The organism is Amycolatopsis sp. Poz14, assembly GCF_006704225.1.
In the GTDB taxonomy this organism is placed as follows: Bacteria; Actinomycetota; Actinomycetes; order Mycobacteriales; family Pseudonocardiaceae; genus Amycolatopsis; species Amycolatopsis nivea.
Map to the genome: position 1 here is coordinate 1,355,304 of NZ_JACLHD010000001.1, position 16,034 is coordinate 1,371,337.

General features: G+C 69.5%; 13 protein-coding genes and 1 tRNA gene. 5 read left to right on the forward strand and 9 right to left on the reverse strand.

Annotated elements, in window-relative coordinates; all coding sequences use genetic code 11:
- Positions 1–15 precede the first annotated feature (15 nt).
- From otsB to FKO37_RS06725, 3 genes are all read right to left on the reverse strand, one after another.
- Positions 16–2,550 carry a trehalose-phosphatase gene (otsB, locus tag FKO37_RS06715; RefSeq protein ID WP_037809311.1) on the reverse strand — a complete coding sequence of 845 codons (2,535 nt, stop codon included), beginning with the start codon at positions 2,548–2,550 and terminating at the stop codon, positions 16–18.
- A gap of 41 nt (positions 2,551–2,591) precedes the next feature.
- A complete protein-coding gene (locus FKO37_RS06720) occupies positions 2,592–4,043 on the reverse strand; it encodes a trehalose-6-phosphate synthase (RefSeq protein ID WP_037808125.1) in 1,452 nt (483 codons plus the stop codon).
- 84 nt (positions 4,044–4,127) lie between these two features.
- The gene (locus FKO37_RS06725) at positions 4,128–5,633 is read right to left on the reverse strand and encodes a threonine/serine exporter ThrE family protein (RefSeq protein ID WP_037808123.1); all 1,506 of its coding nucleotides are present in this window, start codon (positions 5,631–5,633) and stop codon (positions 4,128–4,130) included.
- Positions 5,634–5,842: 209 nt separating this feature from the next.
- Here FKO37_RS06725 and FKO37_RS06730 point away from each other — a divergent pair.
- Positions 5,843–5,918, forward strand: a tRNA-Thr gene (locus FKO37_RS06730).
- A 220-nt stretch (positions 5,919–6,138) separates the two neighbouring features.
- Here the strand turns inward: FKO37_RS06730 and FKO37_RS06735 are convergent.
- Together FKO37_RS06735 and FKO37_RS06740 are read right to left on the reverse strand one after the other, a co-directional pair.
- The gene (locus tag FKO37_RS06735) at positions 6,139–6,417 is read right to left on the reverse strand and encodes a hypothetical protein (RefSeq protein WP_037808121.1); all 279 of its coding nucleotides are present in this window, start codon (positions 6,415–6,417) and stop codon (positions 6,139–6,141) included.
- Between the two features lie 109 nt (positions 6,418–6,526).
- Positions 6,527–7,657, reverse strand: coding sequence for a TetR family transcriptional regulator (locus FKO37_RS06740; RefSeq protein ID WP_238603993.1), 1,131 nt, complete (start codon positions 7,655–7,657; stop codon positions 6,527–6,529).
- A 225-nt stretch (positions 7,658–7,882) separates the two neighbouring features.
- Here FKO37_RS06740 and FKO37_RS06745 point away from each other — a divergent pair, with 225 nt between their 5' ends.
- The 4 genes from FKO37_RS06745 to FKO37_RS06760 are packed head-to-tail and all read left to right on the forward strand — an operon-like array spanning position 7,883 to position 12,214.
- Positions 7,883–8,749 carry a xanthine dehydrogenase family protein subunit M gene (locus tag FKO37_RS06745; protein ID WP_238603994.1) on the forward strand — a complete coding sequence of 289 codons (867 nt, stop codon included), beginning with the start codon at positions 7,883–7,885 and terminating at the stop codon, positions 8,747–8,749.
- The gene (locus tag FKO37_RS06750; protein ID WP_238603995.1) at positions 8,746–9,270 is read left to right on the forward strand and encodes a (2Fe-2S)-binding protein; all 525 of its coding nucleotides are present in this window, start codon (positions 8,746–8,748) and stop codon (positions 9,268–9,270) included. Before FKO37_RS06745 ends, FKO37_RS06750 begins: the two co-directional genes overlap by 4 nt.
- On the forward strand, positions 9,270–11,609 hold the full coding sequence (locus FKO37_RS06755) for a xanthine dehydrogenase family protein molybdopterin-binding subunit (RefSeq protein ID WP_238603996.1): 2,340 nt from the start codon (positions 9,270–9,272) through the stop codon (positions 11,607–11,609). Before FKO37_RS06750 ends, FKO37_RS06755 begins: the two co-directional genes overlap by 1 nt.
- A 29-nt stretch (positions 11,610–11,638) precedes the next feature.
- Positions 11,639–12,214 (forward strand): SRPBCC family protein, encoded by a 576-nt coding sequence (locus tag FKO37_RS06760; RefSeq protein WP_238603997.1) that lies wholly within the window; start codon positions 11,639–11,641, stop codon positions 12,212–12,214.
- A 44-nt stretch (positions 12,215–12,258) separates the two neighbouring features.
- Here the strand turns inward: FKO37_RS06760 and FKO37_RS06765 are convergent, their stop codons facing one another.
- The 4 genes from FKO37_RS06765 to FKO37_RS06780 form a co-directional block, all read right to left on the reverse strand.
- Positions 12,259–12,873 carry a DUF4190 domain-containing protein gene (locus tag FKO37_RS06765; RefSeq protein ID WP_037808111.1) on the reverse strand — a complete coding sequence of 205 codons (615 nt, stop codon included), beginning with the start codon at positions 12,871–12,873 and terminating at the stop codon, positions 12,259–12,261.
- Between the two features lie 72 nt (positions 12,874–12,945).
- On the reverse strand, positions 12,946–13,515 hold the full coding sequence (locus tag FKO37_RS06770; protein WP_238603998.1) for a helix-turn-helix domain-containing protein: 570 nt from the start codon (positions 13,513–13,515) through the stop codon (positions 12,946–12,948).
- A 43-nt stretch (positions 13,516–13,558) separates the two neighbouring features.
- On the reverse strand, positions 13,559–14,884 hold the full coding sequence (locus tag FKO37_RS06775; RefSeq protein WP_037808106.1) for an MFS transporter: 1,326 nt from the start codon (positions 14,882–14,884) through the stop codon (positions 13,559–13,561).
- Between the two features lie 180 nt (positions 14,885–15,064).
- On the reverse strand, positions 15,065–16,021 hold the full coding sequence (locus FKO37_RS06780; protein ID WP_238603999.1) for a PDR/VanB family oxidoreductase: 957 nt from the start codon (positions 16,019–16,021) through the stop codon (positions 15,065–15,067).
- Positions 16,022–16,034: the final 13 nt, after the last annotated feature.

Sequence of the window (16,034 nt, forward strand, 5' to 3'; positions counted from 1 at the left end):
AACGGGCTTGCCTGATCAAGCCTTCTCGGCAAGGAGATTCGCGCACCGGATGAGGCCGATGTGCGAGTACGCCTGCGGGTGGTTGCCGAGCGAGCGCTCCGCGACCGGGTCGAACTGCTCGGGCAGCAGCCCGGTCGGGCCCGCTGCGTCGACGATCTGCGCGAACAGCTCCTCGGCCTCGTTGCGCCGTCCGGTGCACAGGTACGCCTCGATCAGCCAGGCCGCGCAGATGTGGAAGCCGCCCTCGCCGCCGGGAAGGCCGTCGTCGCGCCGGTAGCGGTACACCGTGGAACCGCTGCGCAGTTCGGCTTCGATCGCCGTCACGGTCTTCTGGAACCGGTCGTCCGCCGGGTCGATGAGCCCGGTGAGGCCCACGAACAGGGACGCCGCGTCGAGGTCGGTGCCGTCGTAGGCGGTGGTGAAAGCCTGCACCTCTTCGTTCCAGCCGTGCTCGAGCACGTCGGCCTTGATCTGGTCGCGCAGCGTGGGCCAGGCACCGGGGACGTCGCGGCCGTACTCGTCGCCGAGCCGCACCGCGCGGTCGATGGTCACCCAGCACATCACCCGCGAGTACACCCGGTGCCGCGGCACGTGCCGCTCTTCCCAGATCCCGTGGTCCGGCTCGTTCCAGCGCCGCGTGACGGCCTCGGCCATCGCGCGCACCATCTGCCAGTCCTCGTCGCGCAGTTCGCCGCGCACCTCCGCCAGCGTCGCGACCAGTTCCACGACCGGGCCGAACACGTCGAGCTGCACCTGGTGGTTGGCGAGGTTGCCGACGCGCACCGGCCGCGAACCGGCGTACCCGGGCAGCGACTCGATGACCGCCTCCGCGCCGATGACGCTTCCGGCCAGCGTGTACAGCGGGTGCAGCCGCTCCGGGCCGGCCAGCGTGGCGAGCACGCCGTGCAGCCACTTCAGGTAGCCCTCGGCCTCCTCGTGCGAACCGAGGTGCACCAGCTCGCGCACGGTCATCGCGGCGTCGCGGATCCAGCAGTAGCGGTAGTCCCAGTTGCGGACCCCGCCGATCTCCTCCGGCAGCGACGACGTCGCGGCGGCCAGCACGCCGCCGGTGTCGGTGTTGACCAGACCGCGCAGGGTCAGCGCGGAGCGGCGCACCAGTTCGGTCTGCACGGTCGGCAGCTTGAGCTTCGCCGCCCAGTCGCTCCAGTACCGGCCCGCCCGGTCCCGGCGGTCCACTTCGGACAGTTCGTGCGCGGAGAGATCCGTGGTGCCGCAGCGCAATTCGAGCACCACCGGCTGCTCCGGCGTCGGCTGGACGAGCGCGGTCGCGGTGTCCTGCAGGCCGTCGGAGGCGATCGACCATTCGACGCCGGGCGAGCGCAGCACGAACGGCTCCGACGTGCCCAGCACGCGCAGGCCCTCGGCCTCGGCGACCAGCCGCACCGGCACGCCGCCGAATTCCGGCCGCGGCGCGAACACGACCTGCGCCACCGCCTCGCCGGAGATCACGCGCACGAGGTCGGTGCGGTGCCCGGGGCTTTCCGGTTCGAGATAGTCCGTGACGAGCAGTCGCGACCAGCGCGTCTCGACCGTCATCGTGTTCGGCAGGTACCGCTGGCCGAGCGGGAGCCCGTTGCGGTGCGGTTTGATCGAGAAATGCCCGGCCCCGGGACCGCCGAGCAGGTCGGCGAACACCGCGGGGGCGTCCGGGCCGGGGTGGCACAGCCAGGTCAGCTTCGCGTCCGGCGTCACCAGCGCGACCGAGCGCTCGTTGGCGAGCAGCGACAGCCGCTCGATCGGCGGCGCGGACTCGCCGTAGAGCCAGTTGCGCCGCTCTTCCAGGAGGAACGCGAGCACCATCGCGACGTCGACGGTGTCGGGCACGTGGTACTCGGCGAGCGATTCGCCGTCGCCGACCTTGATGCCGAGGTCCGGACCGGCCAGCCGGGCGAACGCCTTCTCGTCGGTGACGTCGTCGCCGAGGAACACCGCCGCGGTGGCCCCGACCTGGTGGCGCAGGGTGTCCAGCGCGTTGCCCTTGTCGGTCTTCACGACCGCCAGCTCGACGACTTCCTTGCCGTCGGTGGTCGTGACGCCTTCCCACTTCGACGGGCCTTCGTGCACGGCCGAGAGGACGCGCCGGCCCGCGTTGTGCTCGGCGCGGCGCACGTGCACCGCGATGCTCGCCGGCTTGACCTCGAGCGACACCCCGGGCACGTCGAGCACCAGCTGTTCCAGCTCGTGTTCGAGCCGCCGGTGCAACGCCTTCGCGTCCTCGTCGAGCGCGTGGATGAAGCCGATGTCGAACTCGGACCCGTGGCTGCCGACCAGGTTGACCTCGGACGGCAGCCGCGACAGCGTCGCGAGATCCCGAAGAGCCCGGCCGGAGATCACGGCGGTGGTCGTTTCGTGCAGGCCGGCGAGCGATCTCAACGCGCCGACGGACTCGGGCAGCGGCCGCGCCTCGTCCGGGTTCGCGGTGATGGGGGCCAACGTGCCGTCGTAGTCGCAGGCGACCAGCAGGCGCGGGGTACGGGCGATCTGCACGATCGCGCGCCGTAGCTCCGCGGGCAACGCCTCGGCGGTCAACACTCCTCCTCAGGAGGTCCAGCGCGGTACGGGGGAGGGGGTCAGTCGGCCGGTTCGGCACCCAGCGCCTGGAGGAACGAACGCGCCCACCGGTCGACGTCGTGGGTGAGGACCTGGCGACGCATGGCGCGCATCCTGCGTCGGCCCTCGGCGGGGTCGAGCGTAATGGCAGCCTCCAACGCGTTCTTCACCCCGTCCAGATCGTGCGGGTTGACGAGGAAAGCGCTGGTCAGTTCGGCCGCGGCGCCGGCGAACTCGCTGAGCACCAGCGCGCCGCCGAGATCGGGGCGGCACGCGACGTACTCCTTGCAGACGAGATTCATCCCGTCGCGCAGCGGAGTCACCACCATGACGTCGGCCGCGGAGAAGAAGGCGGCCAGCTCGGTGCGGTTCACGGATTGGTGCAAATAGTGCACGACCGGGTGGCCGACGCGGGCGAACTCGCCGTTGATCCGGCCGACCATCTGCTCGATCTCGCCGCGCATCCGCTGGTAGTGCTCGACGCGTTCGCGGCTCGGGGTGGCCAGCTGCACGAACGTGACGTCGCCGGGTTCGAGCCTGCCCTCGTGCAGCAGTTCGTGCAGGGCCTGCAGCCGCAGGTCGATGCCCTTGGTGTAGTCGAGCCGGTCGACGCCGAGCAGCACCGTCTTCGGGTTGCCGAGGTCGCGGCGGATCTGCTTGGTCCGCTCGACGACGCCCTTGCTGCGGGCGAGCGAGTCGAGGCCCGCCGCGTCGATGGAGATCGGGAACGCGCCGACGCGCACCGTGCGGTCGCCGACCTGCACCATGCCCGGCCGGGACCGGACGCCGACCGCGCCGCGGGTGGGTTCGAGGCCGACCAGCTGCCGGGCCAGCCACAGGAAGTTCTGCGCGCCGCCGGGCCGGTGGAAGCCGATCAGGTCCGCGCCGATCAGGCCGCGCACGATCTCCGCGCGCCACGGCAGCTGCATGAACAGCTCGACCGGCGGGAACGGGATGTGCAGGAAGAAGCCGATGCGCAGGTCGGGTCGCAGCTCGCGGAGCATCCGGGGCACCAGTTGCAGCTGGTAGTCCTGGATCCACACGGTCGCCCCCTGCGCGGCGACGGCGGCGCTGGCCTCGGCGAAGCGGCGGTTGACCTTCACGTAGCTGTCCCACCACGACCGGTCGAAGACCGGCCGTTCGACGACGTCGTGGTAGAGCGGCCAGAGCGTGGCGTTGGAGAAGCCCTCGTAGTAGTCGCGGACCTCGGCCGAGCTGAGCGACACCGGGTGCAGGACGAGCCCGTCGTCGTCGAACTCGTCCACGTCGACGTCCGGCACGCCCGGCCAGCCGACCCACGCGCCCTTGCGGGAGCGCAGGAACGGTTCGAGTGCCGAAACGAGTCCGCCCGGGCTGGCGGTCCAGCGTTGTTCCCCGTCCGCGGTCCGTTCGAGGTCGACGGGCAGCCGGTTGGCCACCACGACGAAATCCGCGGACGGTCCGCTGTTCCGGTCGGCAATCGCGTCAGTCACTCCAGCTGCTCCCTCGTCCTCGGCGGGTCGCGGCCCCAAGAGAAACCCTAGCGCGCGAGGAGTGACCGGCCGGTGACCAACTGGTTACTCCAAACGCCGTTCGGTCGGTTCCATCGGCCCGGCGAGCCGGGGTCCGGAGAGCTTCCGCTCGAGCCTGCCGAGGCCGGTGCGGACCGGCTGGGCGAGGTATTCGCCCAGTACAACGCCCGCCGCGAGGGCGAGCCCGATGGCGACCGCGGTCATCAGGGTCGAGATGTTCCCGCCTGGCGAAACCGCTAATTGGTATAGACCACGATAGGTGGAGAGACCGGGGAGCAGCGGAGTGATCCCGGACACGGCGACCACGAGCGGAGTAACTTTCAGCCGCCGCGCCATCACGCCGCCGCAGAACCCGACGAGCGTCGCCGCGACCGCCGAAGCGCTCACCGCGTCGAGCGTCGCGATGATCAACGCGCCGTACACGAGCGCACCGATCGCACCCGCCGCGGCGGCGACGAGCATCGCGCGCAGCTTCGAGTACGACGCGAGCGCGAAGCAGGCGGCCGCGCCGGCCCCGCCGACGACGATGATCGGCAAGTGCTGCGCGGTCGAGGCGGGGACGTCGGGCAGCGGCGTGCGCGGCAGTTCGAGCATCACCGCGAGCCGCAGCGCGAGCACGACGCCCGCGATCAGCCCGGCACTCATCAACGCGGTTTCCATCGTGCGGCCGGACGCGGTGACGTAATAGCCGGTGATCCCGTCCTGCACCGCGGAAACCGTGGAGAGCCCGGACAGCAGCACGGTGACCGCCGCCGCGACCACCAGCGTCGGCCGGTCGGTGGTCAGGATGTTGCTGCTGACTATGACCATCGCCGACAGCGTCGCGAACAGCCCGCCGACCACCTGCTGGAAGAAGAACGGCAGGTTGACCTTGTTGAGCAGCCTGCCGATCCGGTCGACCGCGGCGGAGATGACCATCGCGACGAGCGCGATGTCGAGGCCCCCGCCGAGCAGCAGCGTGATGAACCCGGCCAGCCCGCCCCAGGCGGCGGTCGCGGTCCAGCGCGCGTACGGGTGCGGCGCGGAGGTGATCCGGTCCAGCTCGGTGACCGCTTCCTCCGCCCCGGTGTTGCCGCGGACGATCTGGCGCACGAGCGCCTCGGTCTCGGTCAGCCGGGTGTAGTCGAGACTGCGCGAACGGACCACTCGCAACGCGGTCACCGGCGCGAGGTCGGTCCCCCGGTGACAGGTGACGGTGATCGACGTGAAGATGACGTCGACCTCGCAGTGCGGCAGCCCGAGCGCGGAGGTGAGCGCGAGAATGGTCGCGGTGACGTCGGAAGCCCCGGCGCCGCTGGCCATCTGCACTTCGCCGATCCGCAGAGTGAGATCCAGGACGAAGTTGACGGTCGCGTCGTCCGGCGGCTTGGGACCGATCGCCTCCTCGGACTCGACCGCGGGCTGTTCGGCGGTCGGAGCCTCGAGAATGTGCCAAGCGCGCCGGCGCAGCAGATTCGGCCGATGCCGCTGGTTGGAGCGCGGGTGCGGAGGCTCGAGAATCGGCCACCGTCTGCGCGCAGCCCCCTGGCCGGCACGCTCGTTGATCTTCATGATCGATCCCCACCTCCTCGTTCGTTCCCGGGGACCATCGGCCGTACCGCCCCAGCTGTTGCAGTGGTGTCCGACACACCTGCCACCGATCGTGCCGCATGGGGTTGGATCTTGCCGATTTCCGGTGCTGACCTGGGAGTTAGGGCGGGTTGTCCGGCTGCGGCGGAAGCGGCCCGATATACTTTTGGCGCGCCCGTCGCCGGGTGCGTGCCGGTATAGCTCAGTTGGTAGAGCATCTGTCTTGTAAACAGAAGGTCAGGGGTTCGAACCCCCTTGCCGGCTCCAGGAAAGCAGCCTTCGGGCCGCTCGAGTTGATCTTAACGCGCTGAGGCAAGCCCGAGCGGGCGCGACGAAGCGATTCGCGCCGTCCGTCTCGGGCGGGCCGGAATGGCCGCCGGTGCGGCAGTCTTGCCGACGACCGGAATCAGGCATCGCGCCTTGGTTGAGCCGGTTTCCTTCACCCGGCCCCAGGTTCGCGGAGACCCATTCGCGTCGACGAAGTGGTTCAGGCAGCGGATCGCGGGATGTCCGTGGCAGGCAAATCGATCGCGGCTCGACCGGCCTCGGTGAGGAGTGCCGGAACGCGCTCGCCGCGGCGGCCGGCGCGCAGTGGGACCACCAAGGCGAACCGGGCGAGGCGGTGGGCGGTGAACTGGTCGCAGCAGGGGACGCCGTCGATGTAGAGGTCGGGTTCGCAGCTGCAGGTCATTTCGGCGCGGCCGAGGCCGACGGCGGTGAGAGTGGCTCGCTCGCGGTGGTTCAGCGGGAGGATCTGGGCCGACATGACTGCCTCGCTGGGGTGGGTTCGCTTACTGCTTCCTCCCACTGTGCGAGATCCATCTGGTGCCAGCCAGAGCCAGTTTCGAGCCTGTTTCGCGGTACCAGATCCTGGATCAGGCCGGATCCGCCGAGGAGAGGGATTCTTCCAAGAGTCCCAGCAGTCTCGACAACGCAGTCCGTTCCGCGCTGCCCACTTGGCCGAGAAGTTCGTTCTCCCGCGGGAAATGCTCGCGCGCCACGCGGTCGATCAGTGCCCGGCCGGATTCGGTCAGGCGGAGGTGGACGACCCGGCGGTCCTTGCCGTCTCGTTCGCGGACTACCAGGCCTGCCTCCTCCAGCTTGTCTGCGCGCAGGGTCACGCCGCTCGGACTCACGAGCGCCGATTCCGCGATCTCGCCCACGGTGCGGCGATACGGCGCGCCTGCCCGTCGCAGTGCGGTCAGGACGTCGAACGCCGCCATGGTGATCCCGTGTTCCTCCGCGATCCGGCTCACCGAAGCCCGGTACAGCGCTGAACACCGGTGCAGCCTGCCGAAAACGGCGAACGCGGACACGTCCAGTCCGGGGGTTTCGGTCCGCCATTCGTCCGGGACGCGGTCGACGGTGTCTGCGGCCGGCGGGTGCGCGCTGTCCAGGGCCGCGGACATCGCTTCGGCGAAGTAGGGCGCGAACGTCGCGCTCGGCACCGAGTGGGCTGGCTCGTGTGCGAACAGGTATCGCTCCATGACCACGCCGAACAGCACGCTGCGGACAAGCGCGATTCGCTCTCGTGCGTCCGGCGCGTCGGCCAGCAGTTCGGCGAGCGGTTCGGTGACTTGTTCGTCGAGGATCGCGCGCAATTGCTCAGCGCTCGCTTCGTGGGTGACTGCCGAGCGGATCAGCGCGGCCCAGGGGTGTTCGGCCGGCGTGCGGTCCCAGCGTTCGAGGTAGGCGTTGGCCAGCGCGTGCGACAGCCGGGCCGGGCCGTCCGCGGCCGCCGCGACGATGTCGACGGTGATGCCCGTGCTCCGGCCGACGATTTCGCGGAACAAGCCGTCCTTCGAGCCGAAGTACGCCATCACCGAGCCCGCTGTCACCCCGGCTTCGGCCGCGACCTCTCGGATCGACGTTCCCTCGTAGCCGCGTGCGGCGAACAGCCTGCGCGCGGCGTCCAGCACCGCGCGCCGGTTGCCCTCCGGATCTTGGGGGCGACCGCGGCGGCCCGCGGTCTCGCCCTGGGGCGGCGGGGCGTCGTCGGCGCTCATGCGGCCATCTTAATCGGTGGAGTTTGAACGGTCGTTCATGATCACGGGGAGGGTGTTCGGGTGGCGGTCAGGGCCGCTAAATGGCAGGTGAGGACGGATATTGCGGAGGGCTGCAGAGATCTGACGCGGCGGCTGAGGCAAGGAAATCTGCGGATGATCCTTGCGGTAGTAAATCTTTGGTGTAACTATCTTAGAGCTCAACGAACTTGACCGGAGAGGGTCAGCATGAAACCGAGCCCCTTCGATTACGCCGCTCCTGCCACCGTCGCGGAGGCCGTCGCGCTGCTGGCCGACGGGGACCGCGAGGCCAAGGTGCTCGCCGGGGGCCAATCGCTCGTGCCCATGTTGTCCATGCGGCTGGCCCGGCCCGAGGTGCTGGTGGACATCACCCGGATCGCCGGTCTCGCCCGGTGCGCGGTCGGCGGCGAAGGGGAGCTGCGGATCGGTGCCGCGGCCCGGCAGTCGGCGGTCGCGGCCGACCCGGTCGTCCGGCGCGGCTGGCCGTTGCTCGCAGCCGCGATCGACCGCATCGGGCATCCGCAGATCCGTCAGCGCGGGACGGTGTGCGGCAGCCTGGCCCACCACGATCCGGCCGCGGAACTCCCGGCCGTCGCGATCGCGCTGGACGCGTCGTTCGTGCTCGCCGGGCCATCCGGGACCCGCACGGTGCCCGCGGCCGAGTTTTTCGTCGCCACGTTTCAGACCGCGCTCGCCGACGACGAATTGCTCACCGAGGTCGTTTTCCCCGCGCAGCCTCCCGGACGAGGCTGGGCGTTCGAGGAACTGGCGCGGCGGCACGGTGATTTCGCCACCATCGGTGTCGGTGTCGTGCTCGATTGCACCGCCGATTCTGTCGCCGGCGCACGGGTTGTGTTTTGTGGTGCGGGACCGGTGCCGGTCCGGCTGCTGCCCGCCGAAGCCGCCTTCACCGGAACTGCGCTCGACGCCGACGACCTGGCAGCGGCCGCGCGTGTCGTCCACAGCCAGCTGGAACCGGCCGGAGATGTGCACGCGAGCGCCGAGTACCGCCGCGAAGCCGCCGCCCACTTGCTGACCCGCGCCATCACCATCGCTTGGGAGCGCACCCGATGAACACACCTGCCAACCCGCCGCTGACCGAACCGTCCGCATGGCACGCCGTCCGCCTGACCGTGAATGGGGAAGCCGTTGCCGTGCAAGTGGAATCCAGGCTGCTGCTGTCCGACTTCTTGCGCGATCGGCTGCGCCTGACCGGGACCCACGCCGGCTGCGAACACGGGGTCTGCGGCTCGTGCACTGTCCTCGTCGACGGAGCACCAGTGCGCGCGTGCCTGACGTTCGCCGTGCAGTGCGAAGGCGCGGAGATCCGGACTGTCGAAAGTCTCGCGCCGGGCGACGCGCCGCTCACGGCCGTGCAGCGCGCCTATCACGAATGCCACGGAATGCAGTGCGGTTACTGCACTTCCGGGCTCCTCATGACCACGACCGCGCTCGCGTCGGCCGAGCATCGGCCCTCCGAAGCCGAGGTCGCCGACGCGCTCAGCGGGCATCTGTGCCGATGCACCGGCTACCGCAACATCCGTCGTGCCGTGGCGCAGGCTCTCGACGCGCAATTCGGAGAGGAATCCGCCTGATGACGGGAAAATCCGGCTGGATCGGCCGCCCGATGGCTCGCGTCGAGGACGACCGGCTGCTGCGCGGGCAAGGCCGATACGTCGACGATCTCGCCCTGCCGCACGCGTTGGAGGCGGCGTTCCTCCGCAGCTCCGAAGCGCACGCGCGCCTGGTTTCCGTGGATGTGTCGGCCGCGCTCGCGGCACCGGGCGTCACCGCCGTCTGGACCGGAGAAGACCTGGCGGACCTCGCCCCCTTGCTCAACCGCGAAGAATTGCGCATCCCGGCCGGTCTCGCGGAGACCGTCGATCCGACAGTGCGGATAACGCCGATGCCGCTGCTCGCCCGCGGGAAGGTCGCTTACGCAGGTCAGCCGGTCGCCGTCGTCTTCGCCGAAAACCGTTACCTGGCAGAGGACGCGCTCGAGTTGATCGACGTGCGATACGCATCGCTGCCGGTGGTAGTCGATCCGGAAGAGGCGTTGAAACCAGAGGCGCCGTTGATCCACGAAGACCTCCAGGACAACATCGCGGTCGCGGTGACGGCCCGCGTCGGCGAACCGGACGCCGTGTTTCGCGACGCTCACACCGTGATCAGCGAGGAATTCCACGCACACCGGTACGTTGCCTCTCCGATCGAGACCCGTGCCGTCGCCGCGCACGTGGACCCGTATCGCGGTGAGCTGACCGTCTGGTCCGGAACCCAGACGCCGCACCGGCTTCGCGATTCGATCGCGCGCACGCTCGGGCTCGACGCCGAAGCCGTCCGGGTGCTCGCCGTCGACGTCGGCGGCGGGTTCGGGCAGAAAGGAATCCTGTATGTCGAAGAGCTGATCGTCCCGCACGCCGCGCGATGCCTCGGCAGGCCGGTGCGCTGGCGCGAGGACCGCACGGAGAACCTCGTCGCGTCGTCGCACGCCCGCGAGCAGATCCATCGCATCGAACTGGCGGCCGACGCGGACGGACGGCTCCTCGGCGTGCGCGACCGGATCACGGTCAATTTCGGCGCTTACAACATGACCGGCCTTGTGGTGCCGTACAACTCGCTGTGCCACCTGCTCGGCCCGTACCGCGTGCCGAACGTCGCGATCGACCTGACCGGGGTGCTCACGAACACGACGTTCTCGACGCCGTACCGCGGGGCCGGGAGACCCGAAGCGGTGTTCGCGATGGAGCGCGCGATGGACCGGCTCGCCGCCGCGCTCGGGCTCGAACCCGCTGAGCTGCGCGCGCGGAACCTGGTGCGGCCCGGCGAAATGCCGTATCGGACCGGGCTGGTCGACCGGTCCGGCCAGCCGCAGGTCTACGACTCCGGGGACTTCCCCGAGCTGCTTCGCCGCGCGGTGGCGAGGGTCGATCTGCCCGCGATCCGGGCCCGGCAGGAATCGGGTGCGGTGGAAGGGAAACGCGTCGGCGTCGGGGTCGCGCTCTACATCGAGGCCACCGGCCTCGGCCCGTTCGAGACCGCCCGGATCGACCTCGCGCCCAGCGGCCGGGTGAAGCTGGCGATCGGCACCCCGTCGCAGGGTCAGGGGCACCGCACGGCCATGGCGCAGATCGCCGCGGACGCGCTCGGAGTCTCGCCGCGGCAGGTCGACGTCGTCGGCGGCGACACCGCCGCTACGGCGTTCGGGGTCGGCACTATCGCCAGCCGTGCGCTGGTCAACGCGGGCAACGCCACGCACCGTGCCGGACTGCTCGTGCGGGGGAAGGCGCTCGCCGCCGCGGCCCGCAGACTGGAGGTCGACGCGGCTGATCTCGACCTGGCAGACGGCGTGTTCACCGTGCGGGGGACCCCCTCCGGACCGTCGCTGACGCTCGCCGAACTGGTCTCGGGCGCCCCGCTGTCCGACGACGGCCCCGGTGCCGAGCTGTCCGAAACCGTGCACTTCCGCCCGCCGGGATTCGCCGTGTCCAGCGGGGCGCACGCGGCCGTCGTCGAGGTCGACGAGCGCACCGGCGTGGTGGAGATCCGGAAGTACGTCGTCGTGCACGACGCCGGTGTCATCGTGAACCCGCTGATCGCCGAGGGCCAGGTGACCGGCGGGATCGCGCAGGGCATCGCGGGCGCGCTCTACGAGGAGATGATCTACGGGCCGGACGGCCAGCCGCGCACCGCCACGTACCTGGACTACCTCGTTCCGACGTCGTCCGAGATCCCGGATCTCGACCTCGACGAACTGCACACCCCGAGCCCGATGAACGACCTCGGCGTCAAAGGACTGGGCGAGGGCGGTGCGATCGCGCCGCAAGCGGTTCTCGCGAACGCGATCGAGGACGCCCTGCGCCCGCACGGCGTGGTGGTCCGCCGCGGCCCGCTCTCGCCGAGCCGGGTCCGCGACCTGCTGCGGTCCGTCTGAACCCGCACTCACGAAACGGAAAGAACGCGATGCGCCTCGACCACTCCTTCACCGTTCCCGCTGCCCCGGACGCGGCGTGGGAAGTGTTCCTCGACCTCGAGCGGGTCGCGCCGTGCCTGCCCGGCGCGGTCCTAGACCGGCTGGACGGGGAGTCGTTCTCCGGACGGGTCAAGGTCAAGGTCGGTGCGGTCCAGATGAGCTATCAGGGTTCGGGCACCGTCAGCCGCGACGAAGCCGCCCGGACCGTGGTGCTCGACCTCGAGGGCCGCGAAAGCCGGGGCACCGGCACCGCCGCCGCGACGGTCACGGCCGTGCTGGCCGCGGATCCGGCCGGGACCCTGGTGCGGGTGCGCACCGACCTAGCGCTCACCGGCCGTCCCGCGCAGTTCGGCCGCGGGATCCTCGCCGAGGTGAGCGACCGGATCGTCCAGCAGTTCACCGCCCGGCTCGCGGAAGCTTTGGCCGACCCGGGTTCCTCCCCGGACGAACCGGAAGCCGTCGACCTCGGGGCCGCGGTCGTGCCGGTGCTGCTGAAGAAAGCCGCCTTGCCAGCCGCGGCGCTCGTGGCTGTGGCGATTGTGGTTCGCCTGTTGCGTCGTCGATAGCTGCTGGTGCGGAGAAGGGCCCGACGAGCCCTTCTCCGCGCCGATCAGAAGCCGTCGCAGGTGGCGGTCGCGAAGTTGCCCGATGCCTTTGCCGTCTTGGCTTCCTTGCCGTCCACGACGACCTTGCAGGCCACCTCTCCGCCCTCGGCGCCGGTGGTCACCGACAGGCTGCCGCCCTTGAACAGGCCCTTCGTGGTGATGTCTTTCGACCACGGCAGGGTCTGCGGCTGGTCCTGGTTGGAGGACGCGTTGCCGTCGCCGATGGTGGTGTAGGTGATCGATGCTTCCTTCGCGGTGCCGGTGACCTCGTAGTGGATCGTCACGACGCGGTTCGCTTCGTTGTTGACCTCGTTGACCACCTTGGCGGCCGTCACGGTCCACACGATGCAGATCGCCAGGCCGATCACCGACAGCACGAGACCGGCGATCGAGAGGCCCTTGTTCGTGGCCTTTCCAGACCGCGTCCGGACGAAGCCGAGCGCCGAGAAAATGATCCCGAGGATCACCAGCGGCCACGCCACGAGCCCGACGACCGGGACGAACGAGAAGATCAGGCCGATCAGTCCGAGCACGAACCCGGCGGTGCCGAGCCCGTTCTTCGGCTGGGCGGGCGGGGCCGGGTAGGGAGCGGGCGGCGGAGGATAATCAGGGGCGGACATGAGAGCCTTTCGTGATCGAACGTGCACAACCAGGTCGCACTGATCGCCCCGAGTGTTACGTGATGTCTGGTATCAATTCGTGCGCGGCTCCACATGCACTCGCTCGCCTTGGAGTCCGAAGAGGATCAGCAGCTCGACCGCGCCTCCGTCGGCGGAGCCGAGCCAATGGGGTTCCGTCGTGTCGAACTCCGCTGCCTCGCCGGGCGGGACGGTCAGGTCCTTCGCGCCCACGATCAGGCGGAGATGCCCGTTGAGGACGTACAGCCATTCGTAACCGCTGTGCGTTTTCAGCGCGGGTTCGGCGGAGCGGCCGGGGATGAGCATTTTGTACGCGTGCACGCCGCCCGGTCGCCGGGTCAGCGGTACGTAGGTCATCCCGTGCTGGTGGATCGGGCGCAGGTGGACGCGCGGGTCGCCGGCGCGGGGCGCGCCCACCAGGTCGTCGATGGGCACGTCGTAGGCGCGCGAGAGCGGCAGCAGCAGTTCCAGGTTCGCCCGGCGTTGGCCGTTTTCCAGACGGGACAGGGTGCTTTCCGAGATGCCGGTCTCCGCTGACAGGTCGGCCAGGGTGATGCCGCGCCGCGTGCGCAGGGTGCGCAACCGGGGGCCGACCGCGTCTAGGACTTCGTCGATCTCACGCATGACCCCAGTCTCGCGGAAGCGGCGAGACTGGGGCGCGTTCAGGTCAGCCGACCAATTCGGGAGCCGGTTTCGCGGCACGTCGCGCGGGGGCGGTTTCCGGGAGGATCAGCAAGCAGACGAGGCTCAGCACGAGCAGCGCGGCCAGGTAGTAGCCGACCGCGAGGGCGTCGCCGGTCGCCGCGACGATGCGGTTGGCGATCATCGGGGAGAGGCCGCCGCCCAGCACTGCGCCGACGTGGTAGCCCACGCCGAGGCCGGACTGGCGCTGCTCGCGCGGGAACAGTTCGGCGAACCAGGTGTACATCGGTCCGAAAAGGATTCCGGTGGCGGCGAAACCCAAGAGCAGCGCGACGAATACCGAACTGATGGTGCCCGCCGACGCGATCGGGAACATCACGAGAGCGGCGATGATCGACAGGACCGCGCCGGTCACCATCACCGGTTTGCGGCCGATCCGGTCGGACAGCCAGGCGGATCCGACGTTCGCGGCGGCGTGGCACAGCAGGGTGATCGTCGAAATGGTGACGATCGGCGCGCGCGGGAGGCCGAGACCTTCCGGGGCGGCGGCGGTCGCGTAAGACAGCATGAACGTGACGAGCGCGAAAGTGCAGGCGGTGAGGCCGAGGTTCGCGCCGGCGATCAGCAGCAGTCGCCGCCAATTCGAGCGGAGGACGTCGGCGAGCGGCTTTTTCGCACGCGTTTCCGCGGCGGCCATTTTCTCGAATTCCGGGCTTTCCGAAACGCCGCGGCGGACCCAGATGCCAATCGCCAGCACGATGCCGCCGGCGAGGAACGGGAGACGCCAGCCCCAGTTCATGATGTCGTCGTTGGGCAGCAGGAGAACCAGCGCGAACGCCAGGTTCGCCAGCACGACACCGATCGGTGAGCCCAGTGCGACGAAGGAACCGTAGAGGCCGCGCCGCTTTTCGGGTGCGTGCTCAACGGCGAATACAGCCGCGCCGGCGCTTTCCCCGCCGCGGGCGGCGCCGTGCAGCAGGCGCAGTCCGACGAGCAGCAGCGGTGCGGCGATGCCGATCACCGCGTACGGCGGGAGAACGCCCATGCCCAGCGTCGCGATACCCATCAGCAGAAACGCGGCGTACAGCGCGGTGCGGCGGCCTCGGCGGTCGCCGATCCAGCCGAAAAGCGCCGCGCCGAGCGGGGCCATCACGAAACCGATGGCGAAGGTCGCGAGGCTCATGAAGGTGCCGAACCAGGCGTTGCCGGTTTTGAAGAACACCGACCCGAACACCAGTGCCGCCGCGGTGCCGTAGATCGAGAAGTCGTACATTTCCAGGGAAGTGCCGACGCCGGCGGCGAATCCGAGCCGCAGCACGCCGGGAGAGTGCGCTTCGTCGCGCTTGGCCATAGCAGGCCTTTCGTCGTCTCGCGCGGAATGCGCGGAGTGTCCGGTGGTGGGGAAACGGTGGACACAGCTTAGGGAAAGCGTGACGAAGGAGGCAAAGTCCGATTTGCGGCGGATTGATAAATAAAATCGATCAATTAATAGACAAGACGGCCGGAATCGCGAGGATTCCGGCCGCTCGGCTCAGTACAGTTCGATCACCAGTTTTTCGGAGCGCGCCCGCGACACGCACAGCGCCATCTGGTCGCCGGAAGCCTTGTCGCTGGCCGAAAGACACTGGTCGCGGTGCTCCGGCGTGCCTTCCAGCACCCCGGAAACGCACGAACCGCAGATGCCTTCCTCGCACGATTTGAACACCTCGATCCCGTTGTCGGTCAGCACCGACAGGATCGACCGGTCGGCTGGGATCTCGAATACCTCGCCGGTGTCGAGTTCGACGGTGAACGGCTGGTCGCCGCTCGTGTCGACCTCGGCCGCGGTGAAATGTTCGACGTGCACCTGCGTTTCGCCGACCACGGGCGCGAACACGCCGGTGACCTGCTCCATGAACCCTTCCGGGCCGCAGGTGTAGACGTGCCCAGCGGAACCGACACCGGAGGCAACTTCGGTAAGCACCGCGGGCTGTTCGTCGCGCGGTACCCCGAAATACAGCAGCACTCGGTCCCGGAATTCAGCCTGTTCTTCAAGCAGGGAAACAAAAGCCGCGGACTCCCGGCTGCGCGCGAAGTAGTGCAGTTCGAATTCCGCACCGTCCGCGTGCAGCTGATAAGCCAGGCTCAGCAACGGAGTGATGCCGATGCCGCCCGCGATCAGCACGTGCCGCTCGGCGTCCGGAGCCAGCGAGAGCAGGTTCCGGGTTTCGCCGATCTCGAGCTTGTCGTTCTCCGCGACGGTGTGCAGCGCCTCGGAACCACCGCGCGAATCCGGCTCCCGCTTCACCGCGATCAGCAGCGAGGACGTGTCGTCCGGCCGCCCGCACAGCGAATACTGGCGCAGGATCCCGGTCGGACCGGTGACGTCGACGTGCGCACCGGCGGGATGCGGGTCGAACGGCAGACCGTCGGCGCGCACGAGGCGGAGCGCCCGGATTCCAGGCGCTTCCTCGACGACCTCGGCCACGCGGACCACGGTGTTCGGCATCGGCTCTCCGTTT